At 67.6% G+C, this 22,917-nt stretch carries 19 protein-coding genes; 13 read left to right on the forward strand and 6 right to left on the reverse strand.

Annotated features, from left to right (window positions below; translation table 11 throughout):
- Nucleotides 1-53 precede the first annotated feature (53 nt).
- On the forward strand, nt 54-1,112 hold the full coding sequence (locus NI2_RS00990) for an ABC transporter substrate-binding protein (RefSeq protein WP_067484756.1): 1,059 nt from the start codon (nt 54-56) through the stop codon (nt 1,110-1,112).
- A 15-nt stretch (nt 1,113-1,127) separates the two neighbouring features.
- Here the strand turns inward: NI2_RS00990 and NI2_RS00995 are convergent, their stop codons facing one another.
- Nucleotides 1,128-2,147 (reverse strand): XdhC family protein, encoded by a 1,020-nt coding sequence (locus NI2_RS00995; RefSeq protein WP_067484757.1) that lies wholly within the window; start codon nt 2,145-2,147, stop codon nt 1,128-1,130.
- Between the two features lie 15 nt (nt 2,148-2,162).
- On the reverse strand, nt 2,163-2,759 hold the full coding sequence (locus NI2_RS01000) for a nucleotidyltransferase family protein (protein WP_067484758.1): 597 nt from the start codon (nt 2,757-2,759) through the stop codon (nt 2,163-2,165).
- Between the two features lie 125 nt (nt 2,760-2,884).
- Between NI2_RS01000 and uraD the strand changes: the two genes are divergently transcribed.
- From uraD to puuE, 9 genes are all read left to right on the forward strand, one after another.
- A complete protein-coding gene (uraD, locus tag NI2_RS01005; RefSeq protein WP_067484759.1) occupies nt 2,885-3,373 on the forward strand; it encodes a 2-oxo-4-hydroxy-4-carboxy-5-ureidoimidazoline decarboxylase in 489 nt (162 codons plus the stop codon).
- Nucleotides 3,370-3,687 carry a hydroxyisourate hydrolase gene (gene uraH, locus NI2_RS01010; RefSeq protein ID WP_067484762.1) on the forward strand — a complete coding sequence of 106 codons (318 nt, stop codon included), beginning with the start codon at nt 3,370-3,372 and terminating at the stop codon, nt 3,685-3,687. The genes uraD and uraH overlap by 4 nt, the downstream gene beginning before the upstream one ends.
- Nucleotides 3,688-3,711: 24 nt before the next feature.
- Nucleotides 3,712-4,584 carry a factor-independent urate hydroxylase gene (gene pucL, locus NI2_RS01015; protein ID WP_067485819.1) on the forward strand — a complete coding sequence of 291 codons (873 nt, stop codon included), beginning with the start codon at nt 3,712-3,714 and terminating at the stop codon, nt 4,582-4,584.
- Nucleotides 4,581-5,942, forward strand: a complete 1,362-nt coding sequence (locus tag NI2_RS01020; protein WP_067485821.1) for an 8-oxoguanine deaminase — start codon at nt 4,581-4,583, stop codon at nt 5,940-5,942. The genes pucL and NI2_RS01020 overlap by 4 nt, the downstream gene beginning before the upstream one ends.
- 219 nt (nt 5,943-6,161) lie before the next feature.
- Nucleotides 6,162-7,013 (forward strand): FAD binding domain-containing protein, encoded by an 852-nt coding sequence (locus tag NI2_RS01025; protein WP_307656083.1) that lies wholly within the window; start codon nt 6,162-6,164, stop codon nt 7,011-7,013.
- Between the two features lie 61 nt (nt 7,014-7,074).
- Nucleotides 7,075-10,062: a molybdopterin-dependent oxidoreductase gene (locus tag NI2_RS01030; RefSeq protein ID WP_067484765.1), complete on the forward strand. Its 2,988-nt coding sequence runs from the start codon at nt 7,075-7,077 to the stop codon at nt 10,060-10,062.
- Nucleotides 10,059-11,309: a DUF6986 family protein gene (locus tag NI2_RS01035; protein WP_084475772.1), complete on the forward strand. Its 1,251-nt coding sequence runs from the start codon at nt 10,059-10,061 to the stop codon at nt 11,307-11,309. Before NI2_RS01030 ends, NI2_RS01035 begins: the two co-directional genes overlap by 4 nt.
- A complete protein-coding gene (gene alc / locus NI2_RS01040; RefSeq protein WP_067484771.1) occupies nt 11,306-12,268 on the forward strand; it encodes an allantoicase in 963 nt (320 codons plus the stop codon). Before NI2_RS01035 ends, alc begins: the two co-directional genes overlap by 4 nt.
- Nucleotides 12,265-13,209 carry an allantoinase PuuE gene (gene puuE / locus NI2_RS01045; protein ID WP_067484774.1) on the forward strand — a complete coding sequence of 315 codons (945 nt, stop codon included), beginning with the start codon at nt 12,265-12,267 and terminating at the stop codon, nt 13,207-13,209. The genes alc and puuE overlap by 4 nt, the downstream gene beginning before the upstream one ends.
- Here the strand turns inward: puuE and NI2_RS01050 are convergent.
- Entirely contained in the window at nt 13,165-14,265 is a 1,101-nt protein-coding gene (locus NI2_RS01050) for an alpha/beta hydrolase (RefSeq protein WP_371851931.1), read from the reverse strand. The two genes, puuE and NI2_RS01050, sit on opposite strands and share 45 nt — an antisense overlap.
- A gap of 528 nt (nt 14,266-14,793) precedes the next feature.
- Here NI2_RS01050 and aceA point away from each other — a divergent pair.
- The 3 genes from aceA to metE all read left to right on the forward strand — a co-directional run bounded on the left by aceA (nt 14,794) and on the right by metE (nt 19,742).
- Nucleotides 14,794-16,083: an isocitrate lyase gene (gene aceA / locus NI2_RS01055; protein WP_067484780.1), complete on the forward strand. Its 1,290-nt coding sequence runs from the start codon at nt 14,794-14,796 to the stop codon at nt 16,081-16,083.
- A 245-nt stretch (nt 16,084-16,328) separates the two neighbouring features.
- The gene (locus tag NI2_RS01060; RefSeq protein WP_067484783.1) at nt 16,329-17,198 is read left to right on the forward strand and encodes a 3-hydroxybutyryl-CoA dehydrogenase; all 870 of its coding nucleotides are present in this window, start codon (nt 16,329-16,331) and stop codon (nt 17,196-17,198) included.
- Between the two features lie 219 nt (nt 17,199-17,417).
- Entirely contained in the window at nt 17,418-19,742 is a 2,325-nt protein-coding gene (gene metE / locus NI2_RS01065) for a 5-methyltetrahydropteroyltriglutamate--homocysteine S-methyltransferase (RefSeq protein WP_067485825.1), read from the forward strand.
- Nucleotides 19,743-19,796: 54 nt separating this feature from the next.
- Here the strand turns inward: metE and NI2_RS01070 are convergent, their stop codons facing one another.
- Genes NI2_RS01070 through NI2_RS01080 form a run of 3 tightly spaced genes read right to left on the reverse strand, consistent with a single transcriptional unit; the run spans nt 19,797 to nt 22,826 of the window.
- Nucleotides 19,797-20,528: a ZIP family metal transporter gene (locus NI2_RS01070; RefSeq protein WP_067484786.1), complete on the reverse strand. Its 732-nt coding sequence runs from the start codon at nt 20,526-20,528 to the stop codon at nt 19,797-19,799.
- Nucleotides 20,529-20,537: 9 nt separating this feature from the next.
- Entirely contained in the window at nt 20,538-21,737 is a 1,200-nt protein-coding gene (locus tag NI2_RS01075; protein ID WP_084475773.1) for an AI-2E family transporter, read from the reverse strand.
- A gap of 36 nt (nt 21,738-21,773) precedes the next feature.
- Nucleotides 21,774-22,826, reverse strand: coding sequence for an NAD(P)-dependent alcohol dehydrogenase (locus NI2_RS01080; protein WP_067484790.1), 1,053 nt, complete (start codon nt 22,824-22,826; stop codon nt 21,774-21,776).
- Nucleotides 22,827-22,917: the final 91 nt, after the last annotated feature.

Below are 22,917 nucleotides of genomic sequence, written 5' to 3' on the forward strand. Positions count from 1 at the left end.
TCGCGGAACCTGGCGGCAAAGAAAACGAAACGCGGCGAATCTAGCGTCTGCGTATGAACAGTATCGACCGCCGTAGTTTCCTTCGCTTTTCCGCGCTCACCGGCGCCGCTATCGGCGGTGCGAGCGTGCTCGCCGCATGCGGGGGTGGTTCGGCGACTTCCGGTTCCACCGACGACGGCTCGAAATACGGCAAGGTCGCGGTGCAGCTGTCCTGGATCAAGAACATCGAATTCGCGGGCGAGTATTTCGCCGATTCGCGCGGGTATTTCAAGGAAGCGGGATTCGGAACGGTAGATCTCATCGCGGGTGGTGCGGCGAGTACCTCCGTCGAGGCCGGTCTCGATACCGGCAAGGTGTGGATCGGCCTGTCTGCCCCGCAGACCACCGCGCCCGCCGTGCTGGAGGGTTTGCCCGCCAAGATCGTCGGCGCGACGTACCAGAAGAATCCCTTCGCGATCGTCAGCGCCGCCGGTAAGCCGATCAAATCCCCGGCCGAGATGAAAAGCCGCAAGATCGGTGTGCAGGACACCAACCAGCTGATCTTCAGCGCCCTGCTTGCCGCCAACGGCATAGCTCCCGGCGAGGTGACCGTGGTGCCCGCCCAGTTCGACCCGACCCCGCTGGCCAACGGCGAGGTGGACGGCTGGGTGAGCTACGTGACCAACGAGCCGATCACCTTGGCCGCCAAGGGTTTCGCCAACGACCATTTCCTCTTCGCCGACTTCGGCCTACCGCTGGTGGCCGAGACCCTGACCGTCGCCCAGTCGACCATCGACAACGAACGCGACAAGCTCAAAGCCTTCCTCACCGCCCAGATCAAGGGCTGGAAGGACGCCGTCGCCGACCCCGCCGAGTCGGCCCGCCTGGCGGTCGAGGTCTACGGCAAGGACCTGAAACTCTCCCTCGACGAGCAGATCAAGGAGGCCACCGCCCAGAACGATTTGGTCGTCTCGGCCGCCACCCGCACCGACGGCCTGCTCACCATGTCCGACGCCCTGATCGAACAGAACATCGCCGCCCTGCGCACCGCCGAGATCGACATCAAGGCAGACCAGCTCTTCGACCTGTCGGTTCTCCGCGAGATCTACGCGGAGAACCCCTCCCTCAAATAGGTCGCCGGCCGCAATCTATATAGCCATGCCCACCGAGGTGGAGTTGCCGAAGTCTCGGTGGGCGGCCAGGCGCAGGCCTGCGCGCGAGGCGAGGAAGTCGGCGGTGATGAAGACGGCGGTTTCGGCGGGGGTGCGCGGGCCCGCTTCCAGCCCGGCGGGGACGTGCAGCCGGGACAGGGTGGGCTCGTCGAAGCCGCCCGCGCGCAGGTCGTCGAGGCGACGGGCCTTGTCGGCGGGGGTGCCGAGGGCCGCGAGGTAGCCGAGTTCGGGCAGGCGAAGGGCAACGGTGAGCAGGGGAATCTCGAAGCGCGGCTCGTTGGCGAGCACGACGATGCCTGTGCTGCTGTCGATTTCGCCCGCTGCGGACAGCGTGTTCAGGTAGCGGTGCGGCCAGTCGACGACCACCTCGGCGCCGGGGAACGACGCCGGGTCGGCGAACTCGGGGCGCGAATCGCAGATGCTCACCCGGTAGCCGATCATCCGCGCCTGGGCGGACAGGGTGGCGGCGTAGGCGTTGGCGCCGAAGATGAGCAGGCGCGGCGGCGGGCAGTAGGAGGCGACGAACAGGTCCGACTCGGGCAGGGCGACCAGCTCGGTGGCGTGTTTGCGGTCGGTGATCAGGTGCTGGCCGATGACGTCGGGATCTTGGTTCCACACCACGGTGAACACGGTGACCCGGCGATGGGCCTGAATGTCGGCGGCGACGGTGGGAAATTCGGGGAAATCGCGGCAGGAGAACGGTTCGACGAAGATATCGACGAGGGTGCCGTCGTCGGAAGACGATTCCAGCCCGGTGAGCATGCTGTAGCGGCGTAGTTGCCGGATGCCGGTGCGCGCGGCTTCCATCGCCGCCTCGTACACGGTTTCTTCCAGCCTGCCCGATGCGATGGATCCGAAGACGCCGCCATTGGGGGTGACCAGCATTGCCGATCCGATCGGCAGAGCGCTCGTTCCGATCGTGCGGACTACCGTTGCCAGGCCACCGGTAGCGCCCGAATGCCACACTCGCAGAAGGTCATCGACGATATCGCGCATATCTCAAATCTCCGATCACCGTGCGCCGACTTCCGGGAAATCGCGATCGGTCCCTGTCGCCAAGTCGTCGCACGTGACGCACACCATATCCTGTCGGGTACCCAAATAGGAACCTGCACCCGCATCCCCAACGGCGGCAGCGTAAATGGCTTCCCAGTGCTTGTTCTCTATCACAACTGGATGGCCCGGAGTGTCGTGGAACACACTACGAGCCAATCCACTCTCGCTCGCGCGGGCCGCGGCGAGCACTCGGGCCACCACTTCGGCACCGATATCGGGAGTGTCGACGGGGCGGAAGGCCACATATCGGGTACCCGCCCGCGCCGCCTCGGCCAACCCCGCGCGCACCGTCGCCGACAGCCCGGTGGCCCAGTCGGCGACCCAGTGCCACCGAGTGCCGGGTGGCAGGTTCAGCGCCGCCGGGTCGGGGCCGGTGGCGCCGAGCAGCACGATCACCGGGTCGCAGCCGCCGTCGCGCAAGGCGGTGATCGCGGCGGTGAGCCAGGCGCCGTTTTCGGCGAGTGCCTTGGGTTTGCCGTAGCGGGTTCCGGCGCCCGCCGCGAGGACGATGCCCGTGCACGAGTCGTGCGTGAGCGCTTCGATCCGGGGCATGCAGGTGAAGGTAATGGCGCAATGTTGCCGGTCGATTACGGCCGGGGAGCGCGCGGGCGACGACACGGGTACGTCGGCGGTCGGCTCGAGTGGCGGGCCGCCGGTATCGGGGAGATGCTGGATCGATGACTAGGGAAGCGATCGGACTCGCGGGCTTCAACTCGTTGCCCGACGACGCCGCTGAGCAGGCATTGCTTGCCTGTTGCTCGTCGCCGCGCTGGGCGAGGGCCATCGCGGCGGCCCGGCCCTATGTCAACGCGGTGTCGTTGCTCGATGCCGCCGCCGCGGCCCTCGACGCGCTCGACGAGGCCGAGATCGACGCCGCGCTCGCCGGGCATCCACGCATCGGTGAACGCGCCACCGGCACGGCCGCGCACGAACAGTCCGGTGTCTCCGGCGACAACGTGCGGGCCCGGTTGGCCGAGGGCAACCGGGCCTACGAGCAGAAGTTCGGGCATATCTACCTGGTGTGCGCGGCTGGCCGTAGCGGCGAGGAACTGCTCGCCGTGCTGCGGGCGCGACTCGACAACGATCCGACGACCGAAAGGCGGGTTATGCGAGACGAATTGGCGAAGATCAATCGGCTGCGCCTGACACAGCTGGTGGCGTCATGACCGGGCTGAGCACGCATGTGCTCGATGCCGTACGCGGAGTCCCCGCCGAGGGGGTCGCCGTGTGGTTGATGCGTGGTGAGTTGCGGCTCACCGAGGCATTGACCGATGCCGACGGGCGAGTGAAAGAGCTCGCCGCCGGGCTCAATCCGGGCGAATACCAGTTGTACTTCGATACCGGCAGTTACTTCGCGGCTCAGGGCGTCGAGACGTTCTACCCGGAGGTCTGTATCGCTTTCACCGTCGGCGAGCAAGCACATCTGCATGTGCCGCTGCTGCTTTCGCCGTTCGCCTATTCGACCTACCGAGGGAGTTGAGCCGTGGCACTGACCGGCCCGATCATGTTGACCGACAACCGATACGGCAAGGCCGAGAACCGGGTGGTGCGGTTCTACAAGGAGAACGCGCGCCACGAGATCCGCGATGTGAATGTCACGACCACCCTGCGGGGTGACTTCGAGGCGGCCTATACCGAGGGCGATCAGCGGCAGGTGCTGCCGACCGATACACAGAAGAACACGGCGTTCGCCTTCGCGAAGAAGGTCGGTCTCGACACCGTCGAGGATTACGCGATCGCGTTGGCGAGGCATTTCCACGAGACCGTCGAGCCGGTGAGCAGTGCTCGCGTGGATGTCGAATCGTATGGCTGGCAGCGGGTTTCGATCAACGGTGCCGAACACGATCACACCTGGGTGCGACAGGGCCCCGAGGTGCGCACCGTGGCGGTGACGGCCGCCGATGCCGGAGCCTGGCTGATCGGCGGAATCAAGGATCTCGTGCTGCTCAAGTCGACCGGGTCGGAATTCGCCGACTTCCTCGTCGACGAATACACCACATTGGCGCCTACGAACGATCGCGTCCTGGCCACCTCCCTCGACGTGCACTGGCGATTCGCCGAAATCGACGGCATCGACTGGGACGAGGTATTCGCCGGGATTCGCGCCACCCTGCTGGAACTGTTCGCTACCACCTATTCCCGTGCCCTGCAGCAGACCCTCTACGCGATGGGAACCGCTGTGCTGGAGCGTTTTCCGATGCTGGCCGAGATCCGACTCTCGGCCCCGAACAAACACCACTTCGACTACGACCTCGACCGCTTCGATATCGAGAACAAGGGTGAAGTGTTCTGGGCCGCCGACCGCCCCTACGGTTCGATTCACGCGACCTTGCAGCGTGCGGACGCACCCGATGCCGGAACGGCGTGGTCGGCATGAGCGGGCCGGATCTGGTTGTCGACGGGTGTGCGGTAGCCACTGTCGATGCGTCCGGGACCGAGTATCGGCGCGGATGGGTCACGGTGCGTGGCAACAGGATCGAAGCGCTCGGGGAAGGCAGGGCACCGGCGTTCGGGGCGGAGACCGCGCGGATCGACGGGCGGGGTTGCTTGCTCACGCCGGGATTGGTGAACACCCATCACCACCTCTACCAGTGGATCACCCGTGGGCTCGCCGCCGACAGCACCCTGTTCGAATGGCTGAAGACCCTGTACCCGGTGTGGGCGCGGATCGACGAGAAGTCGGTGCGGGTGGCCGCGACCGGCGCGCTGGTGTCGCTGGCCCGTACCGGGTGCACCACCTCCGCCGACCACCACTACCTGTTCCCGCAGGGTGGTGGTGACCTGCTCGCCGCCGAGATCGCGGCCGCCGCCGAGGTGGGGTTGCGCTTCCATCCCACGCGCGGGTCGATGGACCTCGGGCAGAGCAAGGGCGGGCTGCCGCCCGATGACGTGGTCGAGCCCATCGACGACATCCTCGCCGCGAGCACCACCGCGATCGAGCAATGGCACGACCCCTCGCCCGACGCCATGGTGCGCATCGGCCTCGCCCCCTGTTCCCCGTTCTCGGTGACCGCCGACCTGATGCGCGAATCGGCCGCCCTGGCGCGCTCGGCCGGGGTGCGGTTGCACACCCACCTCGCCGAAACCGTCGACGAGCTGGACTTCTGCCGCGAGAACTTCGACTGCACGCCCACCGAGTACATGGAACGACTCGGCTGGCTAGGCGACGACGTCTGGTACGCGCACGGCGTGCACCTCGACGACCACGCGATCTCGGCGATGGCTCGCACCGGCACCGGCATCGCCCACTGCCCGACCTCCAACGGCCGCCTCGGCGCGGGCATCGCCCGCACCGCCGACCTGGTCGCGGCGGGCATCCCGGTCGGGCTCGGCGTCGACGGCGCGGCCAGCAACGAGTCGAGCTCGCTGATCGAGGAGCCACGCAACGCCCTCCTCTACGCCCGAGCCGTCGGCGGACCCCAGGCCATGACGGTGCGCGGGGCACTCGAACTCGCCACCATGGGCGGGGCCCGTGTCCTCGGCCGGGCCGACGACATCGGCTCGATCGAACCCGGAAAGCTCGCCGACCTCGCCCTGTGGCGCCTCGACACCCCCGCCCACGCGGGCATCGAAGATCCGGTCGTCGCCCTGATCCTCGGCTCCGCGCCGCCTTTGGCGGCCCTGTTCGTGAACGGCCGCGAGGTGGTCCGCGACGGTGTGGTCACCACGGTCGACGAAGCGGCCGTCGGCGCCGATGTCGCCCAGGCCCAGGCCACCCTCCTCGCCGGAGCCTGATCCCCGGGACATTCGATCAAGATCACCACGCTGTGGTGGCGGGACCTACTCGGCCGATGCCGTCACCCCGGCGTGGTGATCGGGTGACCAGGTGCGGAACGCGGGTGGAGGGGCACACTGGAGGGTGGATATCGGGTTTACCGCGGCGCAATCTCGAGTGGGTGTCGCGCAACATCGTGGCAACTCGCCGCCCCTAGTGTGGCTGGTGAGGTAAGCGAGGTGGATGTGGATCTGGATACCGTGCGGGAGGTGGTGCTCGCTCGCCGGCGCGCCGATTTGGCGCAGGTCGGTGCGGGGAGCGCGGTGCTGGCCGGCGGGACCTTCCTCTACTCCGAACCCCACGATCACCTCGACCGGCTGATCGACATCACCACGTTGGGCTGGCCGTCGCTCGTCGAGACCGCCGAGGGTCTCGAAATCGCCGCGACCTGCACGCTCGCCGAATTCGCCGGTGCGCGTCCCGGTCGTGAACTCGGCTCGAAGACGCTGCGGCCGGATTGGCCAGGGACGGAATTGTTCGCGCAGGCGTGCCGGGCTCTGCTCGCCTCGCACAAGATCTGGCGCACGGCCACGGTCGGCGGAAACGTATGCCTCTCCCTGCCCGCCGGTGCCGTACTCGGTGCGCTGGTCGCTCTCGACGCCGACGCGGTGGTGTGGCCGCATGGTGGTGGTGAACGGCGAATCACTTTGCGACACTTCGTAACCGGTCCTGGGATGAATGTGTTGCCGCCGGGATCGGTGATCCGCTCCTTTGTCGTTCCGCTGCGGAATCTGCACGCGCACACCAGCTTTCGGAAGATCGCGTTGGCTCCGCTCGGGCGTTCCGGTTCCGTTGTGATGGGCAGGGGTACCGCGGACGCCTGCGCACTGACGATCACGGCGGCGACGACCCGTCCTGTCGTCCTGGATTTCGACGGACCGCCGAGCGTGGACGAGCTGACCTCCGCGCTCGCCGAGATCCCACCGAACATCTGGTTCGACGATCCACACGGTGCACCGGACTGGCGCAGGCACGTCACCTACCTGCTGGCGACCGAGGTTGTCGCCGAACTGGCGGAGGGGCGGTCGTGAACCCGGCGACCAGCGTCGATGGCGTCCCCGAGCCGGCGATTCGGTACGAGGGAGGTGGACCGTGCGGCTAGAAGTCGACGGCCGCGTAGTCGAAACGGCGCCCAGACCGGGCCAGTGCCTGCGAACCCTTCTGCGGGAGCAGGGCACTCTCGCGGTGAAGAAGGGCTGCGATTCCGGTGACTGCGGCGCCTGCTCGGTCCTGCTCGACGGCGCCCCGGTCCACTCCTGCCTGATTCCCGCACACCGCGCCGCCGACCGAACCGTCACCACTGCCGCCGGTCTTTCCGGTGAAGCCGGACCGAACACCGTGCAGCGCGGTTTCGTCGACAATGCCGCGTTCCAATGCGGCTTCTGCACAGCCGGAATGGTCGTCACCGCCACCGGATTACTCCGCGACCGCACCGATTCGGAAATCACCGAGGATGAGCGCGTGGAGTTGATGAAAGGAAACCTGTGCCGCTGCACGGGTTACCGAGCCATTACCGACGCCCTCACCGCGTGTGCACCACTGTGCACAACTCGTGAGGCCACCCCTGAACCGCCTCCCGGTGTGGAAGCACGAGTCGGAGAGCCTGGCGATGCCGCCCTTGAACAGCCTCCCGGTATGGAGGCACGAGCCGGAGTGCCTGCCGATGCCTCCTTCGTGCGTCCGGACGATGGGCATCGGTGGAGGGCCGAGGGCGTGACGACTGTGGCCGTGGGCGAGGACCCGGCGGTGGCGGGCCGCGAGGTGCGGGCGGTCGCGGCGCGGGTACCGGGCGAGGAGCTCGGGCCGGGGCAGGTCGGAAAGGGTGTCGGAGCGCCCGCCGGGGAGCGGGTGGTGCGGGGTGGCGAGGCTTTCACGTTCGATGTCGGGGTGGGGGACGAGCGGGGGCCGGGGGTGGCGCCTTGGCATATCGCCGTGTTGAGCAGTCCGCACGCGCATGCGCGGGTGGTGTCGATAGACATCGGGGAGGCGTCGGCCGTGCCCGGCGTCCGGGCGGTGCTGACGGCGGCAGACGCGCCGGGGGTGGCATTTTCCACGGCACGGCACGAATTCCGGGAGGACGATCCCGACGACACCTTCGTCCTCGATCGCACGGTGCGTTTCGTCGGGCAGCGCGTCGCGGCGGTGGTGGGGGAGACCCTCGATGCGGCGCGGGCGGGGGTGCGGGCGTTGCGGGTCGAGTACGAGGTTTTGCCCGCTGTGTTCGACCCGGCGGAAGCGCTCGGAGACGACGCACCGAAGTTGCACGGCGACAAGCCGGGTTCCGCGCGTATTGCCGACCCGCAACGCAACCTGATCGCGGAAATACACGGTGGTGTAGGCGATTTCGATCGCAGTATCGAAGAAGCGGCGCACGTTGTCCGCGGTGTCTGGCATTCGCCGCGCGTGCAGCACGTGCACCTGGAAACGCACGGCGGAATCGGCTGGCTCGACGACAACGGCAGGCTCGTCCTGCGCACGAGCACCCAGGTTCCGTTCCTGGTTCGCGACGAACTGTGCCACCTGTTCGGCCTCGACCGCGACCGGGTGCGGGTATTCGCGGCCCGGGTGGGCGGCGGGTTCGGCGCCAAACAGGAAATGCTGGTCGAAGACCTCATCGCGCTCGCCGTCCTACGCACCGGGCATCCGGTGCAATACGAATTCACGCGGACCGACGAATTCATCTCTGCCACTTGCCGTCACCCGATGCGGGTGAAGGTCACCGCCGCCGCCGACAAGAATGGGCTGCTCACCGCATTGGCGGTCGACGTGCTCGCCGACGCGGGTGCCTACGGCAACCACAGTGCGGGTGTGCTGTTCCATTCCGTCGGTGAATCGGTGGCCGTCTACCGGTGCCCGAACAAGAAGGTCGACGCGCAAGCGGTGTACACCAACAACATTCCCTCCGGCGCCTTCCGTGGTTACGGGCTCGGTCAGGTGATCTTCGGTGTGGAATCCGCCATCGACGAACTGGCCCGCCGAATCGGCGTCGACCCGTTCGATTTCCGCAGGCGCAATGTGGTGGTACCGGGCGACCGGTTCACCGGCGCCGAAGTCGCCGAAAGCGACCTCACCTTCGGTAGTTACGGCCTGGACCAGTGCCTCGACACCGCCCAGCGAGCGCTGCATCGCGGCAACGGTGCCGAGGTGCCCGGCCCGGACTGGCGGGTGGGAGAAGGAATGGCCGTGGCGATGATCGCGACCGTTCCACCACGCGGCCATCACGCCGACGCGACGGCGCGCCTGCTCATCGACGGGCGCTACGAGATGAACGTCGGCACAGCGGAATTCGGCAACGGTACAACTACCGTCCACGCCCAGCTCGCCGCGACCGCCCTGGCGACATCGGCCGAACGGATCGTGATCCGTCAATCCGACACCGACCTGGTCGGGCACGACACCGGTGCTTTCGGTTCGACCGGCACCATGGTCGCGGGCAAGGCGTCCTATGCCGCCGCACTGGAACTGCACGCGATGCTGCTGGCGCGAGCGGCCAAGGTGAGCGGCCACCCCGAACGGGACTGCGTGCTGGAGGCGGGTGGCGTGCGCTGCGGGGACGAACTCGTCACCGCCGCACAACTCCTCGCCGACGGGGACCTCATAGCCCACGGGGCCCATTCGGGCACACCGCGTTCGGTGAGTTTCAACGTGCACGCCTTCCGGGTGGCCGTGCGTCCCGTGACGGGTGAGGTGCGGATTCTGCAATCGATCCAGGTGGCCGACGCGGGCACCGTGCTGAATCCGGTGCAGTTGCGCGGGCAGGTGGAAGGTGGTGTCGCGCAGGCCATCGGGACCGCGCTCTACGAGGACATGCGCACCGACGCGGGTGTGGTGACCACCCGCACCCTGCGGCACTACCACGTACCGCAATTCGCGGACCTGCCACGCACGGAGGTGTATTTCGCCGAAACCAGTGACGCGCTCGGCCCGCTCGGTGCCAAATCGATGAGTGAGTCACCCTACAACCCGGTTGCCCCGGCCCTGGCGAACGCGATCCGCGACGCCATCGATGTCAGACCCGACCGATTGCCGATGACCGCCGACCGGATCTGGCGGCTCGCGAGGAAAGGAACGGCCGAGTGAATACCCGACTGCCCGAACACATCCGGGCACGCGTCGACGCAGTCCTCGATTCCGTCGATGCGGAGCTGCGGCTGCGCTATCCCGGCCAGGGGACGCGGATCCAACCGGTGCACACGGTGTATGTCCCCGCCGACCGTGCCACCGCCGACACCCCGGCGGAATGGGGCGCCACCGCGCTGGAACTGCTGGATCGCCATGCCGACTTCCTCGCCGGTCTCGACACCACCGATTCCCTTCCCGCGGTCCGGGTCGGCCTGTCCGCTCGACCGGTGCAGGACCTGCGGATAGATTTCGAGGACGGATACGGTTTCCGCGCCGACGATGTGGAAGACGCCGCCGCGACAGCAGCGGGAAAGACCTTGGCATCGATGGCCGAAAAGCCGGGCGCACCCGGTTCGTTCGGGATCCGGATCAAGGGGCTGGCCAAGGACGAACGCAGGCGAGCGCTACGAACACTGGAATTGGTGCTCGACGGCGTCGCCGACGTATTACCCGGATTTCTCTTCACGGTTCCGAAAATCAGGGCGGCCGAACAAGTCTCGGCCATTGTCGACATCTGCTCCGGCATCGAACGCGCCCACGGACTTCCCGACCACACCCTGCGCTTCGAACTGCAGATCGAAAGCCCGCAGGCGATCATCGCGCCCGACGGCACAGCCCCCATCGCCCGCATGCTCGCCCTGTCCGACAACCGTTGCAGTGCACTGCATTTCGGCGCCTACGACTACACCGCCGCCTGTGGGATCGCCGCCACCGACCAGGCGCTCGACCATCCGGCCGCGGACCACGCCAAAACGGTGATGCAGGTCGCCGCCGCCCAGACCGGTGTATGGATCTGCGACGGCTCCACCCAGATCGTGCCGGGCAGCGACCCCGAATTCGCTTTCACCAACCACTACCACCTGGTGGAACGTGCCCTGCGCCGCGGCTACTACCAGGGCTGGGACATGCATCCCGGCCACCTGGTCACCCGCTGGCTGGCCACCCACAACTTCTTCCGTACCGCCACCGATGTGGCCGTCCCACGCCTGCAGGCCTACGTCGGTCGCGGCCAGGAAGGAGTGGTCGACGAGCCGGCGACCGCCGAAGCCCTGTCGACCACGGTGGTGCGCGCCCTGCGCTGCGGTGCGGTCAGCGATGACGAGTTGCGCACCCGTGCACCGGAACTCACCGAGCAGACCCTCGTCGACCTGATGACCCGCCGGTGGTCGAGCCGAGAAAACACCGAAGCACGGGAGACCCGATGACCGACGACTTCACCCACCTGCCAGATCTGGCGGTCCGGCCGCTCGGCGGGTCGGTGATCTGGGCGAACGACGAGTTCTTCGCCGAGAAGGAGAACCTCGTCAACCCCGGCCCGGCCGAATACCGGCCCTCGACATTCGGGCACAAGGGCCAGATCTACGACGGCTGGGAAACGCGCCGCCACCGCGGCAAACCCGGTGACGACGCGGCCATCGTGCGCCTCGGCGTGCCGGGCGTGATCCGCGGCATCGTGGTGGACACCGCCTGGTTCAAGGGCAACTACCCACCCGAGGTATCGGTCTCGGCGCTGGCGATCGACGGTTACCCCACCGCGGAGCAGATCGCCGAACGCACCGACTGGGTGCCGCTGCTCGACCGTGTGAAGGTCGCGGGCGATTGCCGGACCCCGTTCACTGTCGACGACGAAAACCGGTGGACCCACGTCAAACTCACCATGCACCCCGATGGCGGCGTCGCCCGGCTGCGGGTCCACGGCGAGGGCAGGCCCGACCCGGCGATGCTCGGCCTCGGCCCACTCGACCTGGCCGCCCTCGAGAACGGCGCGCTGGTCCTCGACTGCTCCAACCGCTTCTACAGCTCACCCAACCAACTGCTCTACCCCGGCCAGGCGCGCGTCATGGGCGACGGCTGGGAAACCGCGCGCCGCCGCGACGACGGAAACGACTGGGTACGTATCAAACTCGCGGGCCCCGGCGCGATCCGGCTCGCCGAGATCGACACCTCCTGCTTCCTCGGCAACAGCCCCGGTGCCGCCTCGCTCACCGGCTTCACCGGCGACGGAACGGAAGTCGAGATCATGCCGCGCACCGACCTGCTCCCCGACACCCGCCACCGGTTCGCCCTCACATCCGCCGGCGCATCGGTCGAAGAGGTTCGCCTCGACATCTATCCCGACGGCGGCCTGGCTCGTCTGCGGCTCTACGGCGAGCTCTCCGCATGACCGGGCCACGCGACTTCATCGGCTACGGCCCGACTCCGCCGGACCCGCGGTGGCCCGGCGGCGCCCGGATCGCGGTGCAATTCGTGCTGAATTACGAAGAGGGCGGGGAGAACAACGTTCTCGACGGATCACCGCATTCGGAAACCTTCCTGTCCGAGATGACACCGGCCGAAGCCTTCCCGAACCGGCACATGAGCATGGAATCGCTCTACGAATACGGTTCACGCGCCGGCCTGTGGCGGATACTGCGCGCCTTCGAACGGCGCGGTATCCCGCTCACCGTTTTCGCGGTCGCCCGCGCGATGCAACGCAATCCCGAGGCGGTCGCGGCCTTTCTGGAGCTCGGCCACGAAATAGCGTGTCACGGTCTGCGCTGGCAGTCGTATCAGCTCGTGGATCGCGAGACCGAACGCGCCGACATGGCCGAAGCCGTGCGCATCCTCACCGACCTCACCGGCGAGCCGCCACGCGGCTGGTACACCGGCCGCGACTCACCCAACACCCGCGAATTGGTCGTCGAGTACGGCGGTTTCGTCTACGACGCCGACTCCTACGCCGACGACCTGCCCTACTGGACCACGGTGCGCGGGCAGCAGCACCTCGTGGTCCCGTACACCCTCGACACCAACGACATGCGCTACTGCTCGCCCGCCGGCTTCGCCACCGGCGAGGAGTTCTACGCCCACCTGCGCGACGCCTTCGACGTGCTGTACCGCGAAGGGACCGAGGGCAGCCCGAAGATGCTCTCGATCGGCCTGCACTGCCGCATCGCGGGCCGCCCCGCCCGCACCGCGGCCCTGGAGCGCTTCCTCGACCACGTGCAATGCCACGAGGACGTGTGGATCACGCGCCGCATCGACATCGCCGACCACTGGCGAACGACGCATCCGGCCGGATCAGGCGAACAGGTCCCGGACGAACGGGAGCGAGTCGACCAGTGAGGCGTTGACCGTGCCGTCGTGGTCGGTGGGGTAGGTGCGGGTGGTCACCGGCTGGCGGTTGGCCTCGAGCACCGCGAAGTAGCGCAGGGTCGCGGGGGTGACCACGTCGGTGTCGCGCAGGCCCTGAGCCAGCAGCAGCGGGCGGTCGTAGCCGGATTCGGGCAGGCCCATGTACTCGCCGAGCAGGCCGCGCAGGTTCGGGATGGACGACAGCGGGCGGGCGAACATGCTGCCCACCGACGGCTTGGCGGCGGCCAGTTCGTCACCGAGGGGGCCGATGCAGGCGGTCTGGGCGCGCTCGAGCCAGGTGCGGCCGGTGTCGGTGAGCAGACCGTCGATGTCGAGGTCGGGGTAGGTGGTGCGCAGGCCGCTGAGGATGTACAGGACGTAGGCGGTCAGGTGCGAGCTCAGGGCGATCGGGGGCACACCCGGGCCGACGAGGCCGATGACGTCCTCGATGTAGGCGGGTACGCCCGTGCCGACGGCACCGCGGTAGTCGAGTTCGGGGCCGCCGAACTCGGTGGCGTAGCGGGCGGTGAACACCGCGGCGCCGCCGCCCTGCGACTGACCGACCACGGCCCACTTGTTCGACAGCGACGGGTATCGCGCGGTCGCGGCGCGCACGGCGTCGACCACATTGCGCGCCTCCACGACGCCGTTCAGATACGGGTGCTCGCCCGGACCGCCGAGACCGGCGTAGTCGGCCGCGACCACCGCGTAACCCTGCTTCAGCCAGGTGCCGAGGTAAGCCCAGTCGCGTTCGACGGCGGCCGGACCGGCCACGCTGTAGGCGCAGTCGTCGCCCAGCCCGACGGTGCCGTGCGCCCAGGCGATCACCGGCCAGCCGCCCGCGGGGGCTTCGCCCGGCGGGAAGTACACGGCGGCACCGGTGGTGGTCGGTTGGTCTCCCGCGGTGGTCGAGCGGTAGAGCAACCGCTCGGCGCGGGCCGAACCCGGCAGCGTCGCCGCGGCCGACAGGGCCTCCACCGAGACGACCTGCCCGCCGGTGGGATCGGCGTGCGCCGGAACGGCCGGCAGCACGGTCAGCGCGGCCATCGCCGCGATCGTCAGCATCCTCGACTTGCGCACGGTCCCTCTTCCCTTCGTCGGACAGCCCGATTCTGCCCCGTGCGCCACAGGGGTGACACGCCGGGCGGGCGTTGCGGAGTGACGACACGCACATGATCGACGCCCGGCGTGGTGTGTGAAACGACTCACAGCCTGGAAGGCTCGAGAGCATCGGCACCCACCCGGCCGAAGATCGCTAACAGTACGGGCGTTATGCTAAAACTCCTGGTCAGCACTACCCATCGGTAGCCGCAGTGCTTGCAATCACAGGGCAAATTTCGCAAAGTTAGCAACAGCGGCGGCAAACCTAGCTGAGATTCACACAACCAACAGGTAGACGGCTATTTCCGGGTATGCCATTGTTTGGAAGTACACCCCTCAGGCCCTAGCTAGTCCTAGCAAGCCTGCAAATTGCTTCAGCAGTACGACCCGTGCAACCGAAAGCGTTCAGCCGCCGGTTGTTTGAACGGCCGGACAGCGCGGAGCACCGACCACACCGAGGAAGTGGAGTCAGAGATGTCGACTGCCGGCACCCCGAAGACCGCTGCGGAAATCCAGCAGGATTGGGACACCAACCCGCGCTGGAAGGGCATTACCCGCAACTACACCGCCGAGCAGGTTTCCAAGCTGCAGGGCACTGTCGTCGAGGAGCACACCCTCGCGCGTCGTGGTTCGGAGATCCTGTGGGACCTCGTGAACAACGAGGACTACATCAACTCCCTCGGCGCCCTCACCGGCAACCAGGCCGTGCAGCAGGTTCGCGCCGGCCTGAAGGCCATCTACCTGTCGGGTTGGCAGGTCGCCGGTGACGCGAACCTGTCCGGCCACACCTACCCCGACCAGTCGCTGTACCCGGCGAACTCGGTCCCCTCGGTGGTCCGTCGCATCAACAACGCGCTGCTGCGCGCCGACGAGATCGCCAAGGTCGAGGGTGACACCTCGGTCAAGAACTGGCTGGCCCCGATCGTCGCCGACGCCGAGGCCGGCTTCGGTGGCGCCCTGAACGCCTACGAGCTGCAGAAGGCCATGATCGCGGCCGGCGCCGCGGGCGTGCACTGGGAAGACCAGCTCGCCTCGGAGAAGAAGTGCGGCCACCTCGGTGGCAAGGTGCTGATCCCCACCCAGCAGCACATCCGCACTCTGACCTCCGCGCGTCTGGCCGCCGACGTCGCCGACGTGCCGTCGGTGATCATCGCCCGCACCGACGCCGAGGCCGCCACCCTCATCACCTCCGATGTGGACGAGCGCGACCGCGAGTTCCTGGACGGCACCCGTACCGCCGAGGGCTTCTTCGGTGTGAAGAACGGCATCGAGCCCTGCATCGCGCGTGCCAAGGCCTACGCCCCCTACGCCGACCTCATCTGGATGGAGACCGGCGTGCCGGACCTCGAGGTCGCGCGCAAGTTCGCCGAGTCGGTTCGCAGCGAGTTCCCGGACCAGCTGCTGGCCTACAACTGCTCGCCTTCGTTCAACTGGAAGGCGCACCTGGACGACGCGACCATCGCGAAGTTCCAGCGTGAGCTCGGCGCGATGGGCTTCAAGTTCCAGTTCATCACCCTGGCCGGCTTCCACTCGCTCAACTACGGCATGTTCGACCTGGCGCACGGCTACGCTCGCGAGGGCATGACCGCGTTCGTCGACCTGCAGGAGCGCGAGTTCAAGGCCGCCGCCGAGCGTGGCTTCACCGCCATCAAGCACCAGCGTGAGGTCGGTGCCGGCTACTTCGACACCATCGCCACCACCGTTGACCCCAACACCTCGACCGCGGCCCTCAAGGGCTCGACCGAAGAGGGTCAGTTCCACTGAGTTGCTTTGACTAGCAACGGATTTCCTCTACACCAGTAGGGGTGTACGCCCTCCCCTGCCGATCAGCCCCGGCAGGGGAGGGCATCCCTATATCGTGGGGCCCAAACCACTGTTTCCGGTTTCGGCCCGTCCCCGGCTCTGGACTGACCGGAGGGTGCGACGAAGGAGTGCCCGCAGGGAGGGAAGAGTCGGGGTTTAGGGCCGAAACCCGCGGCGCCAGCCGCCAAATAACACAGGAGTGGGACGTGAGCAGCGACAAGATTCAGCGCGTCGGGATCATCGGCGCCGGACAGATGGGCGCGGGTATCGCGGAAGTGTGCGCACGCGCGCACGTCGACGTCCTCGTCTACGAAACCACCCGTGAACTGGCCGCCGCCGGTCGTGCGCGCATCCTGCGCTCGCTCGATCGTGGCGTCAGCAGCGGCAAGATCACCGAGCGCGAGCGCGAGCAGGCCGCCTGGCGGCTGCGCTTCACCTCCGACCTCAGTGACTTCGCCGACCGTCAGCTGGTCGTCGAGGCCGTTGTCGAGAACGAAGAGGTCAAGACGGCCATCTTCAGCGAGCTGGACAAGGTCGTCACCGACCCCGACGCCGTGCTCGCCTCCAACACCTCCTCCATCCCGATCATGAAGATCGCCGTCGCCACCGCCAATCCCGAGCGCGTGGTCGGTCTGCACTTCTTCAACCCGGTGCCGGTGCTGCCGCTGGTGGAGCTGGTCACCACGCTCAAGACCAGCGAGCCTGTCGCTCGCCGGGCCGAGGCGTTTGCCGCCGACATCCTGGGCAAGCAGGTCGTCCGGTCGGCCGACCGCTCCGGGTTCGTCGTCAACGCGCTGCTGGTGCCGTACCTGCTCTCGGCCATCCGCATGGTCGAGTCGGGGTTCGCCACCAAGGAAGACGTCGACAAGGCCATGGTGCTCGGGTGTGCGCATCCGATGGGGCCGCTGGCACTGACCGACCTCGTCGGGCTCGACACGGTGAAGTCGATCGCGGACTCGATGTACGCCGAGTTCAAGGAGCCGCTGTACTCCGCGCCGCCGCTGCTCATGCGCATGGTGGAAGCCGGTTTGCTCGGTAAGAAGACCGGCGCCGGTTTCTACCAGTACGGAAACTAGGTTCCACGCACCGACGGCCGCCTTCCTCCCGACGAGACGAAGGTGGCCGTCGGTGTTTCCAGGGGTGTTTGCAGGGGGAACGGCACACTGCCGACCGCTCGGCTTAAGCTGCTGTAGGCCGTTCGTGCACGCGCGAACCGGTTACTCGTCGAGCGCAGTAATTGCGCGGCGCCCGGTTGCCGGGCGACCACGCAGGTGATGGAAAGGGATGTCCCGTTCATGGTCAACGTCACCGATGGATTCGGGTCGAGCGTTCTCGGATATCCGCGGATCGGTCCGCACCGGGAACTCAAGCGCGCGCTGGAGTCGTACTGGCGTGGGTCGCTCGAGCGGGAGGAGCTGCTCGCGGTAGGCCGGGACATCCAGGAGCGCCAGTTCGACGAGCTGGCCGCCACCGGGCTCACCCAGGTGCCGGGCAACACCTTCTCCTTCTACGACCACATCCTCGACAACGCGCTGCTGTTCGGTGCGGTGCCGTCGCGCTTCAAGCCGCATCAGGAGGGCCTGCACCCGCTGGACTTCTACTTCCTGATGGCGCGGGGTAACCCGGATCTGCCGCCGCTCGAGCTGGTGCGCTTCTTCGGCACCAACTACCACTACCGGCAGCCCGAACTCGACGCCGACTCCACGTTCTCGCTGCACCCCGAAGCTCTGCTCGACGAATGGGACCGGGCGATGGCGCGCGGGATCGAACTGCGCCCGGTGGTGCTCGGGCCGGTGTCGTTGCTGCTGCTGTCCAAGGCCGGCCAGGTGCCCGGCGAAGCGGAGTTCGACACGCTGAGCCTGCTCGACAAGCTGCTGCCGTTCTACGAGGAACTGTTCGAACTGCTCGCCAAGCGCGGGGCGACCTGTGTGCAGCTCGACGAGCCCTGCTTCACAGGAGAGCAGTCCGACGCGGCGCTCGCGGCGTTCGAGAAGACGTATCAGCGGTTGTCGAAGGCGCCACTGCGCCCGCGCATCTTGGTCACCGGCCAGTACGGCGACTTCGGCGAGGCGCTACGAATCCTGGCGGCCAGCAATGTGGAGGCCATCGGGCTGGACCTGGCGTCCTACCGGATGACGCCCGAGGAGCTCGCCGAGATCCCCGGCATCCGCCGCAAGCGGATCTACGCCGGTGTCATCAGCGGCACCAATGTGTGGCGCGCCGATCGTTACGTGACGCTGAACTACCTGAACTCCATCGCCGAGGTGTGCCCCGATCTGGTGGTGTCGACCGGCACCACCCTGCTGCACGTGCCCTACGACGTGCTCGCCGAATACGACATCGAGGGCAATGTCGCCGACCGGCTCGCCTTCGCGAAACAGAAGGTCGGCGAGGTCGTCTCGCTGGCCAAGGCGCTCACCGAGGGCCCGTCGGAGAAGTGGCGCAAGCGGCCCACCTCGGTGCACTTCAAGCAGAAGCACGCCGTGCGGCAGCGGGTGTACGCGATCACGCCGGACATGCGTGAACGGGTGCCCTATGCCGAGCGGGCCGCCGCCCAGCAGGAACGGCTGAACCTGCCCTTGGTCCCGGCCACCACGCTCGGGTCGTTCCCGCAGAGCAGCCGGTTGCGGCAGGCGCGTCACGAGGTGGCCGCGGGCCGGTTGTCCGAGCAGGACTACCGCAAGCAGGTCGAGGCCGAGATCGAGGCGACGATCCGGTTGCAGGAGGACATCGGTCTGGACGTGTTCGTGCACGGTGAGCACGAACGCAACGACATGATCCAGTTCTTCGCCGAACAGCTAGACGGCATGGCGACCACCCGCTTCGGCTGGGTGCAGGTCTACGGTTCGCGCTGTGTGCGGCCGCCGATCATCTACGGCGACGTGGCCCGGCCCGCGCCGATGTCGGTGGACTGGACCACCTACGCCCAGTCGCTCACCGACAAGCCGGTGAAGGGCATGGTCACCGGTCCGGTCACCATGCTCGCGCGCTCGTTCGTCCGCCAGGATCAGCCGCTCTACGAGACGGCCGACCAGGTGGCGCTCGCGATCCGCGACGAGGTGGTGGATCTGGAGAAGGCGGGCATCGCCATCATCCAGGTCGACGAACCCGCCATCCGCGAACTGCTCCCCGCCCGCCCACACGGCCGCGAGGAGTACCTGCGCTGGGCGGTCGGCGCGTTCAAACTCGCCACCTCCGGCGTGCGGCCCGACACCCAGATCCACACCCACATCGGCTATTCCGGCCGCACCGAGGTGGTGGACGCGATCGAACAACTCGACGCCGACGTCACCGCGATCGTCGCGACGCGCTCGATCGAATGGGTCATGCAGGCTCTCACCGAGGACGCCGCCACCGGCCACGGCCTCAGCCACGGCGTCGGCCCCGGCGTCTACGAAAGCCGCTCGGCCCGCATCCCCGACATCGACGAGCTCGACGAACTCCTCACCCAGGCCGCCAAAGCGGTTACCCCGCAACGATTGTGGGCCAACCCCGACGGTGGGCTGAAAACCCGCCACTACTGGCAGCTCGATCCGTCGCTGCGCAACATGGTCGCCGCGGCCCGCCGCGTCCGCCGCCGGGCCCTGGCCGCCCTCGCGGAAGAAGCCGTCGCGAAGTAGCGCCAGAACCTGAAGGGGCACACCGAATCCGGTGTGCCCCTTCGTCATGTACCGCTAGTGGCTCAGTGCCGACACCACGAACATCGCGCCGACTCCGAGGATGGTGAGGAAGAGGGTCAGGCGGGAGGGGTGTTCGGAGTGGGCTTCGGGGAGGATGTCGGCGGTGGCCAGGTAGAGGAGGAAGCCGGCGAAGTAGCCGAGGTAGAGGCCGATCCATTGTTCGGGGACGTGGATGAGGGTGCCGAGGATGGCGCCTACTACCGGGGCCAGGGCGTCGAGGGCCAGGAGGGTGATGGCGCGTTTGCGGGCGTGGCCGTAGAGGGTGGGGATGGTGAAGGTGTTGAAGCCGTCGGCGAAGTCGTGGCAGATGACGGCGATGGCTACCGACAGGCCGACGGTGGCGCCCGCCTGGTAGCCGATGCCGATGCCGAAACCGTCGAGGGTGCTGTGGAAGATCAGGCCCATAGCGGCGAGCAGGCCGACAGACTCGAAACCGTGGTGGTGCGAACCGAATTCGTCCTCGTGGCCGGTGTGGATGGCGACCGCGCGTTCGATGATGTGCAGGCTCATGAACCCGACAACCGCCGCGATCAGCGCCACCGGCACACCGAACGCCTCGTCGGGTGACTGCTCGAGGGCCTCGGGGATCAGGTCGAAGGCGACCAGACCAAGCATCACCCCGGCCGCGAGACCGAGGACCAGGTGCTTGCGGTCGCCGATGCGCATGGCGACGAAACCACCGAACAGGGTGGACAGCATGGAGACCACAGACAACAGAATTGCCATGGTGCGGGCCTATTCGTCGGCGGATCGGTGGGTGTCGGCCGGGGCGCTCGCCGTGGACTTGGTGAACCAGCGGCGCTTGGGCCTCAGCGGCGGTTCGGCTTCCTCGGTCACCTGGTACCGCCGCACATAGGCCCCGGCGAATCCCTGCAGCGTCGCGGTGACCGGGATCGCGAGTAGCGCACCCGTCGGCCCCAGCAGCGCCGCACCCGCGATCACCGCCCCGAACGCAACCGCCGGATGCATGTCGAGGGTGGTCGCGGTGATCCGTGGCTGCAGCACATAGTTCTCGAACTGCTGATACGCCACGATGAACAGCAGAATCCACAGCGCGGTGATCGGGTCGTGCACCAGCGCGACGAGCACCGGAAGGGCACCGGCGAGATAGGTGCCGACGGTCGGGATGAACTGCGAGACCACACCCACCCAGAGCGCCAGCGCGAAGGCCGAAGGCACATCGAACACTCGCAGCACAACATAGTGCGCGATCGCCGAGCACAGCGCGAGCAGCGCCCGCGAGTAGATGTAGCCGCCGGTCTTCTCCACCGCGATATCCCAGGCGCGCAACACATGTTTCTGCTGGCGTGGCGGGAGCAGCGAACACACCCAGGTGCGGAAGCGCGGCCCGTCGGCGGCGAAATAGAACGTGAACAGCAGCACCCCGAGCAGCTGGAACAGCGCACCGATCGCGACCGTGCCGATGCCCCAGACGTTTCCGGCCAGACCCACGAGATAGCCCTCGATGGTCGAGCTCCACTCGGTGGCGTATTTGGTGAGGTCGGCGCCGGACAGGTTCTGGTCGAAGGTGCGGTTGATCCAGTCGACCAGGTCCTGGATGTAGCCGGGTGCGTCCTGGACGAGCATGGTGACCTGGTCGATGAGCAGGGCGCCGAGCGTCCCGAAGAACGCGACCATCACCACCAGCACGACGAGGAACACCGCACCGGTGCCCGCGCCGCGCGGAATACCGTGCCGGGCAAGCCAATTCACCGCCGGTTCGATGGCGAAGGCCAGGAACAGCGACACCAGCAGGATGGTCAGCAGGCCCTGCAGTTTGCCGAGCACCCAGAAGCCCGCGATCAGGATGACGAGGGCCAGGGCGGTGTAGAGCAGGGCGCGCGGGAACCAGCTGGGCGGGGTCCGCACCGTCCAGGTGATCGGCAGGGCGCCCACCGCGGTCGGTGTGTCCGGGCGCGTATCGTCGTCGGCCACGACGTCACGGTACCCGGCGGTGGGCGCCGGACCGGCTCAGATGGACGCGGTGTCGATCACGAAGCGGTACTGCACATCGCTGGCGACGACCCGGTCGTAGGCGGCATCGATGTCGTCGGCGGAGATGAGCTCGATCTCGGCGCCGATGCCGTGCGCGGCACAGAAATTCAGCATTTCCTGGGTCTGCGCGAGACCGCCGATCATCGAACCCGACAGGGAGCGGCGGAAGCCGGCCAGATTGCGGCCGGTGACGCTCATCGGCTTCTCGGGCAGGCCGAGGATCACCAGGGTGCCGTCGAGGGCGAGCAGCCGCAGGTAGTTGTCGATGGGCAGATCGGCCGAGACGGTGTTGATGATGAGGTCGAACTCGCCGCGCAGCCTGCGGAAGGTCTCCTTGTCGCTGGTGGCGTAGTAGTTGGTCGCTCCCATGCGCAGGCCGTCGTCGCGTTTGCGCAGCGACTGACTCAACACCGTCACCTCGGCGCCGAGCGCGGCGGCGATCTTCACGCCGACGTGCCCGAGCCCGCCCATGCCGATGATCGCGACCTTCTTGCCGGGACCCGCGCCCCAGTGGCGTAACGGCGAGTACAGGGTGATGCCCGCGCACAGCAGCGGTGCGGCGACGTCGAGGCCGATGCCCTCGGGAATGCCGACGACGAACTTCTCGTCGACGACGATGTGGGTGGAGTACCCGCCCATGGTGTAGCCGCCGGGCTGGACGTCCTCGGGGACGGGGTTGTTGTAGGTCCAGGTGGCGCCCTTGGCGCAGTACTGCTCCTCACCGGCCAGGCACGGTGCGCACTTGCCGCACGAATTCACCAGACAGCCCACCCCGACGCGGTCGCCCACCTGGTACTTGCGCACCGACGACCCGACCGCGCTGACGATGCCCGCGATCTCGTGCCCCGGCACGCACGGGTACCGCGCACCACCCCATTCGTCGCGAGCGGTGTGGATGTCGGAGTGGCAGATGCCCGCGAATTTGATGTCGATCGCGACATCGTCGGGTCCGAGCGCACGGCGTTCGATCGCGACCTTCTCGAAGGAACCGTCGGCGGACGGCAGGGCATAGGCGGCAGCGGTGCTCATGGGTATATGCCTACCGCTGCATACGAGGTTTGCCAACCGCCGCGTGCCGGATGTCGATCAGGCCGGGCCGGAGCCGGGTGACAATGGAAAG

Source organism: Nocardia ignorata NBRC 108230 (assembly GCF_001612905.1).
Lineage (GTDB): Bacteria > Actinomycetota > Actinomycetes > Mycobacteriales > Mycobacteriaceae > Nocardia > Nocardia ignorata.

Excerpts from the sequence above, each read along its gene's own strand:
- NI2_RS00990 (WP_067484756.1), top strand. The coding sequence starts at position 54 with ATGAACAGTATCGACCGCCGTAGTTTCCTTCGCTTTTCCGCGCTCACC.
- NI2_RS00995 (WP_067484757.1), bottom strand. The coding sequence starts at position 2,147 with ATGCGCGATATCGTCGATGACCTTCTGCGAGTGTGGCATTCGGGCGCT.
- NI2_RS01000 (WP_067484758.1), bottom strand. The coding sequence starts at position 2,759 with ATGCCCCGGATCGAAGCGCTCACGCACGACTCGTGCACGGGCATCGTC.
- uraD (WP_067484759.1), top strand. The coding sequence starts at position 2,885 with ATGACTAGGGAAGCGATCGGACTCGCGGGCTTCAACTCGTTGCCCGAC.
- uraH (WP_067484762.1), top strand. The coding sequence starts at position 3,370 with ATGACCGGGCTGAGCACGCATGTGCTCGATGCCGTACGCGGAGTCCCC.
- pucL (WP_067485819.1), top strand. The coding sequence starts at position 3,712 with ATGTTGACCGACAACCGATACGGCAAGGCCGAGAACCGGGTGGTGCGG.
- NI2_RS01020 (WP_067485821.1), top strand. The coding sequence starts at position 4,581 with ATGAGCGGGCCGGATCTGGTTGTCGACGGGTGTGCGGTAGCCACTGTC.
- alc (WP_067484771.1), top strand. The coding sequence starts at position 11,306 with ATGACCGACGACTTCACCCACCTGCCAGATCTGGCGGTCCGGCCGCTC.
- puuE (WP_067484774.1), top strand. The coding sequence starts at position 12,265 with ATGACCGGGCCACGCGACTTCATCGGCTACGGCCCGACTCCGCCGGAC.
- NI2_RS01050 (WP_371851931.1), bottom strand. The coding sequence starts at position 14,265 with ATGGCCGCGCTGACCGTGCTGCCGGCCGTTCCGGCGCACGCCGATCCC.
- aceA (WP_067484780.1), top strand. The coding sequence starts at position 14,794 with ATGTCGACTGCCGGCACCCCGAAGACCGCTGCGGAAATCCAGCAGGAT.
- metE (WP_067485825.1), top strand. The coding sequence starts at position 17,418 with ATGGTCAACGTCACCGATGGATTCGGGTCGAGCGTTCTCGGATATCCG.
- NI2_RS01070 (WP_067484786.1), bottom strand. The coding sequence starts at position 20,528 with ATGGCAATTCTGTTGTCTGTGGTCTCCATGCTGTCCACCCTGTTCGGT.
- NI2_RS01080 (WP_067484790.1), bottom strand. The coding sequence starts at position 22,826 with ATGAGCACCGCTGCCGCCTATGCCCTGCCGTCCGCCGACGGTTCCTTC.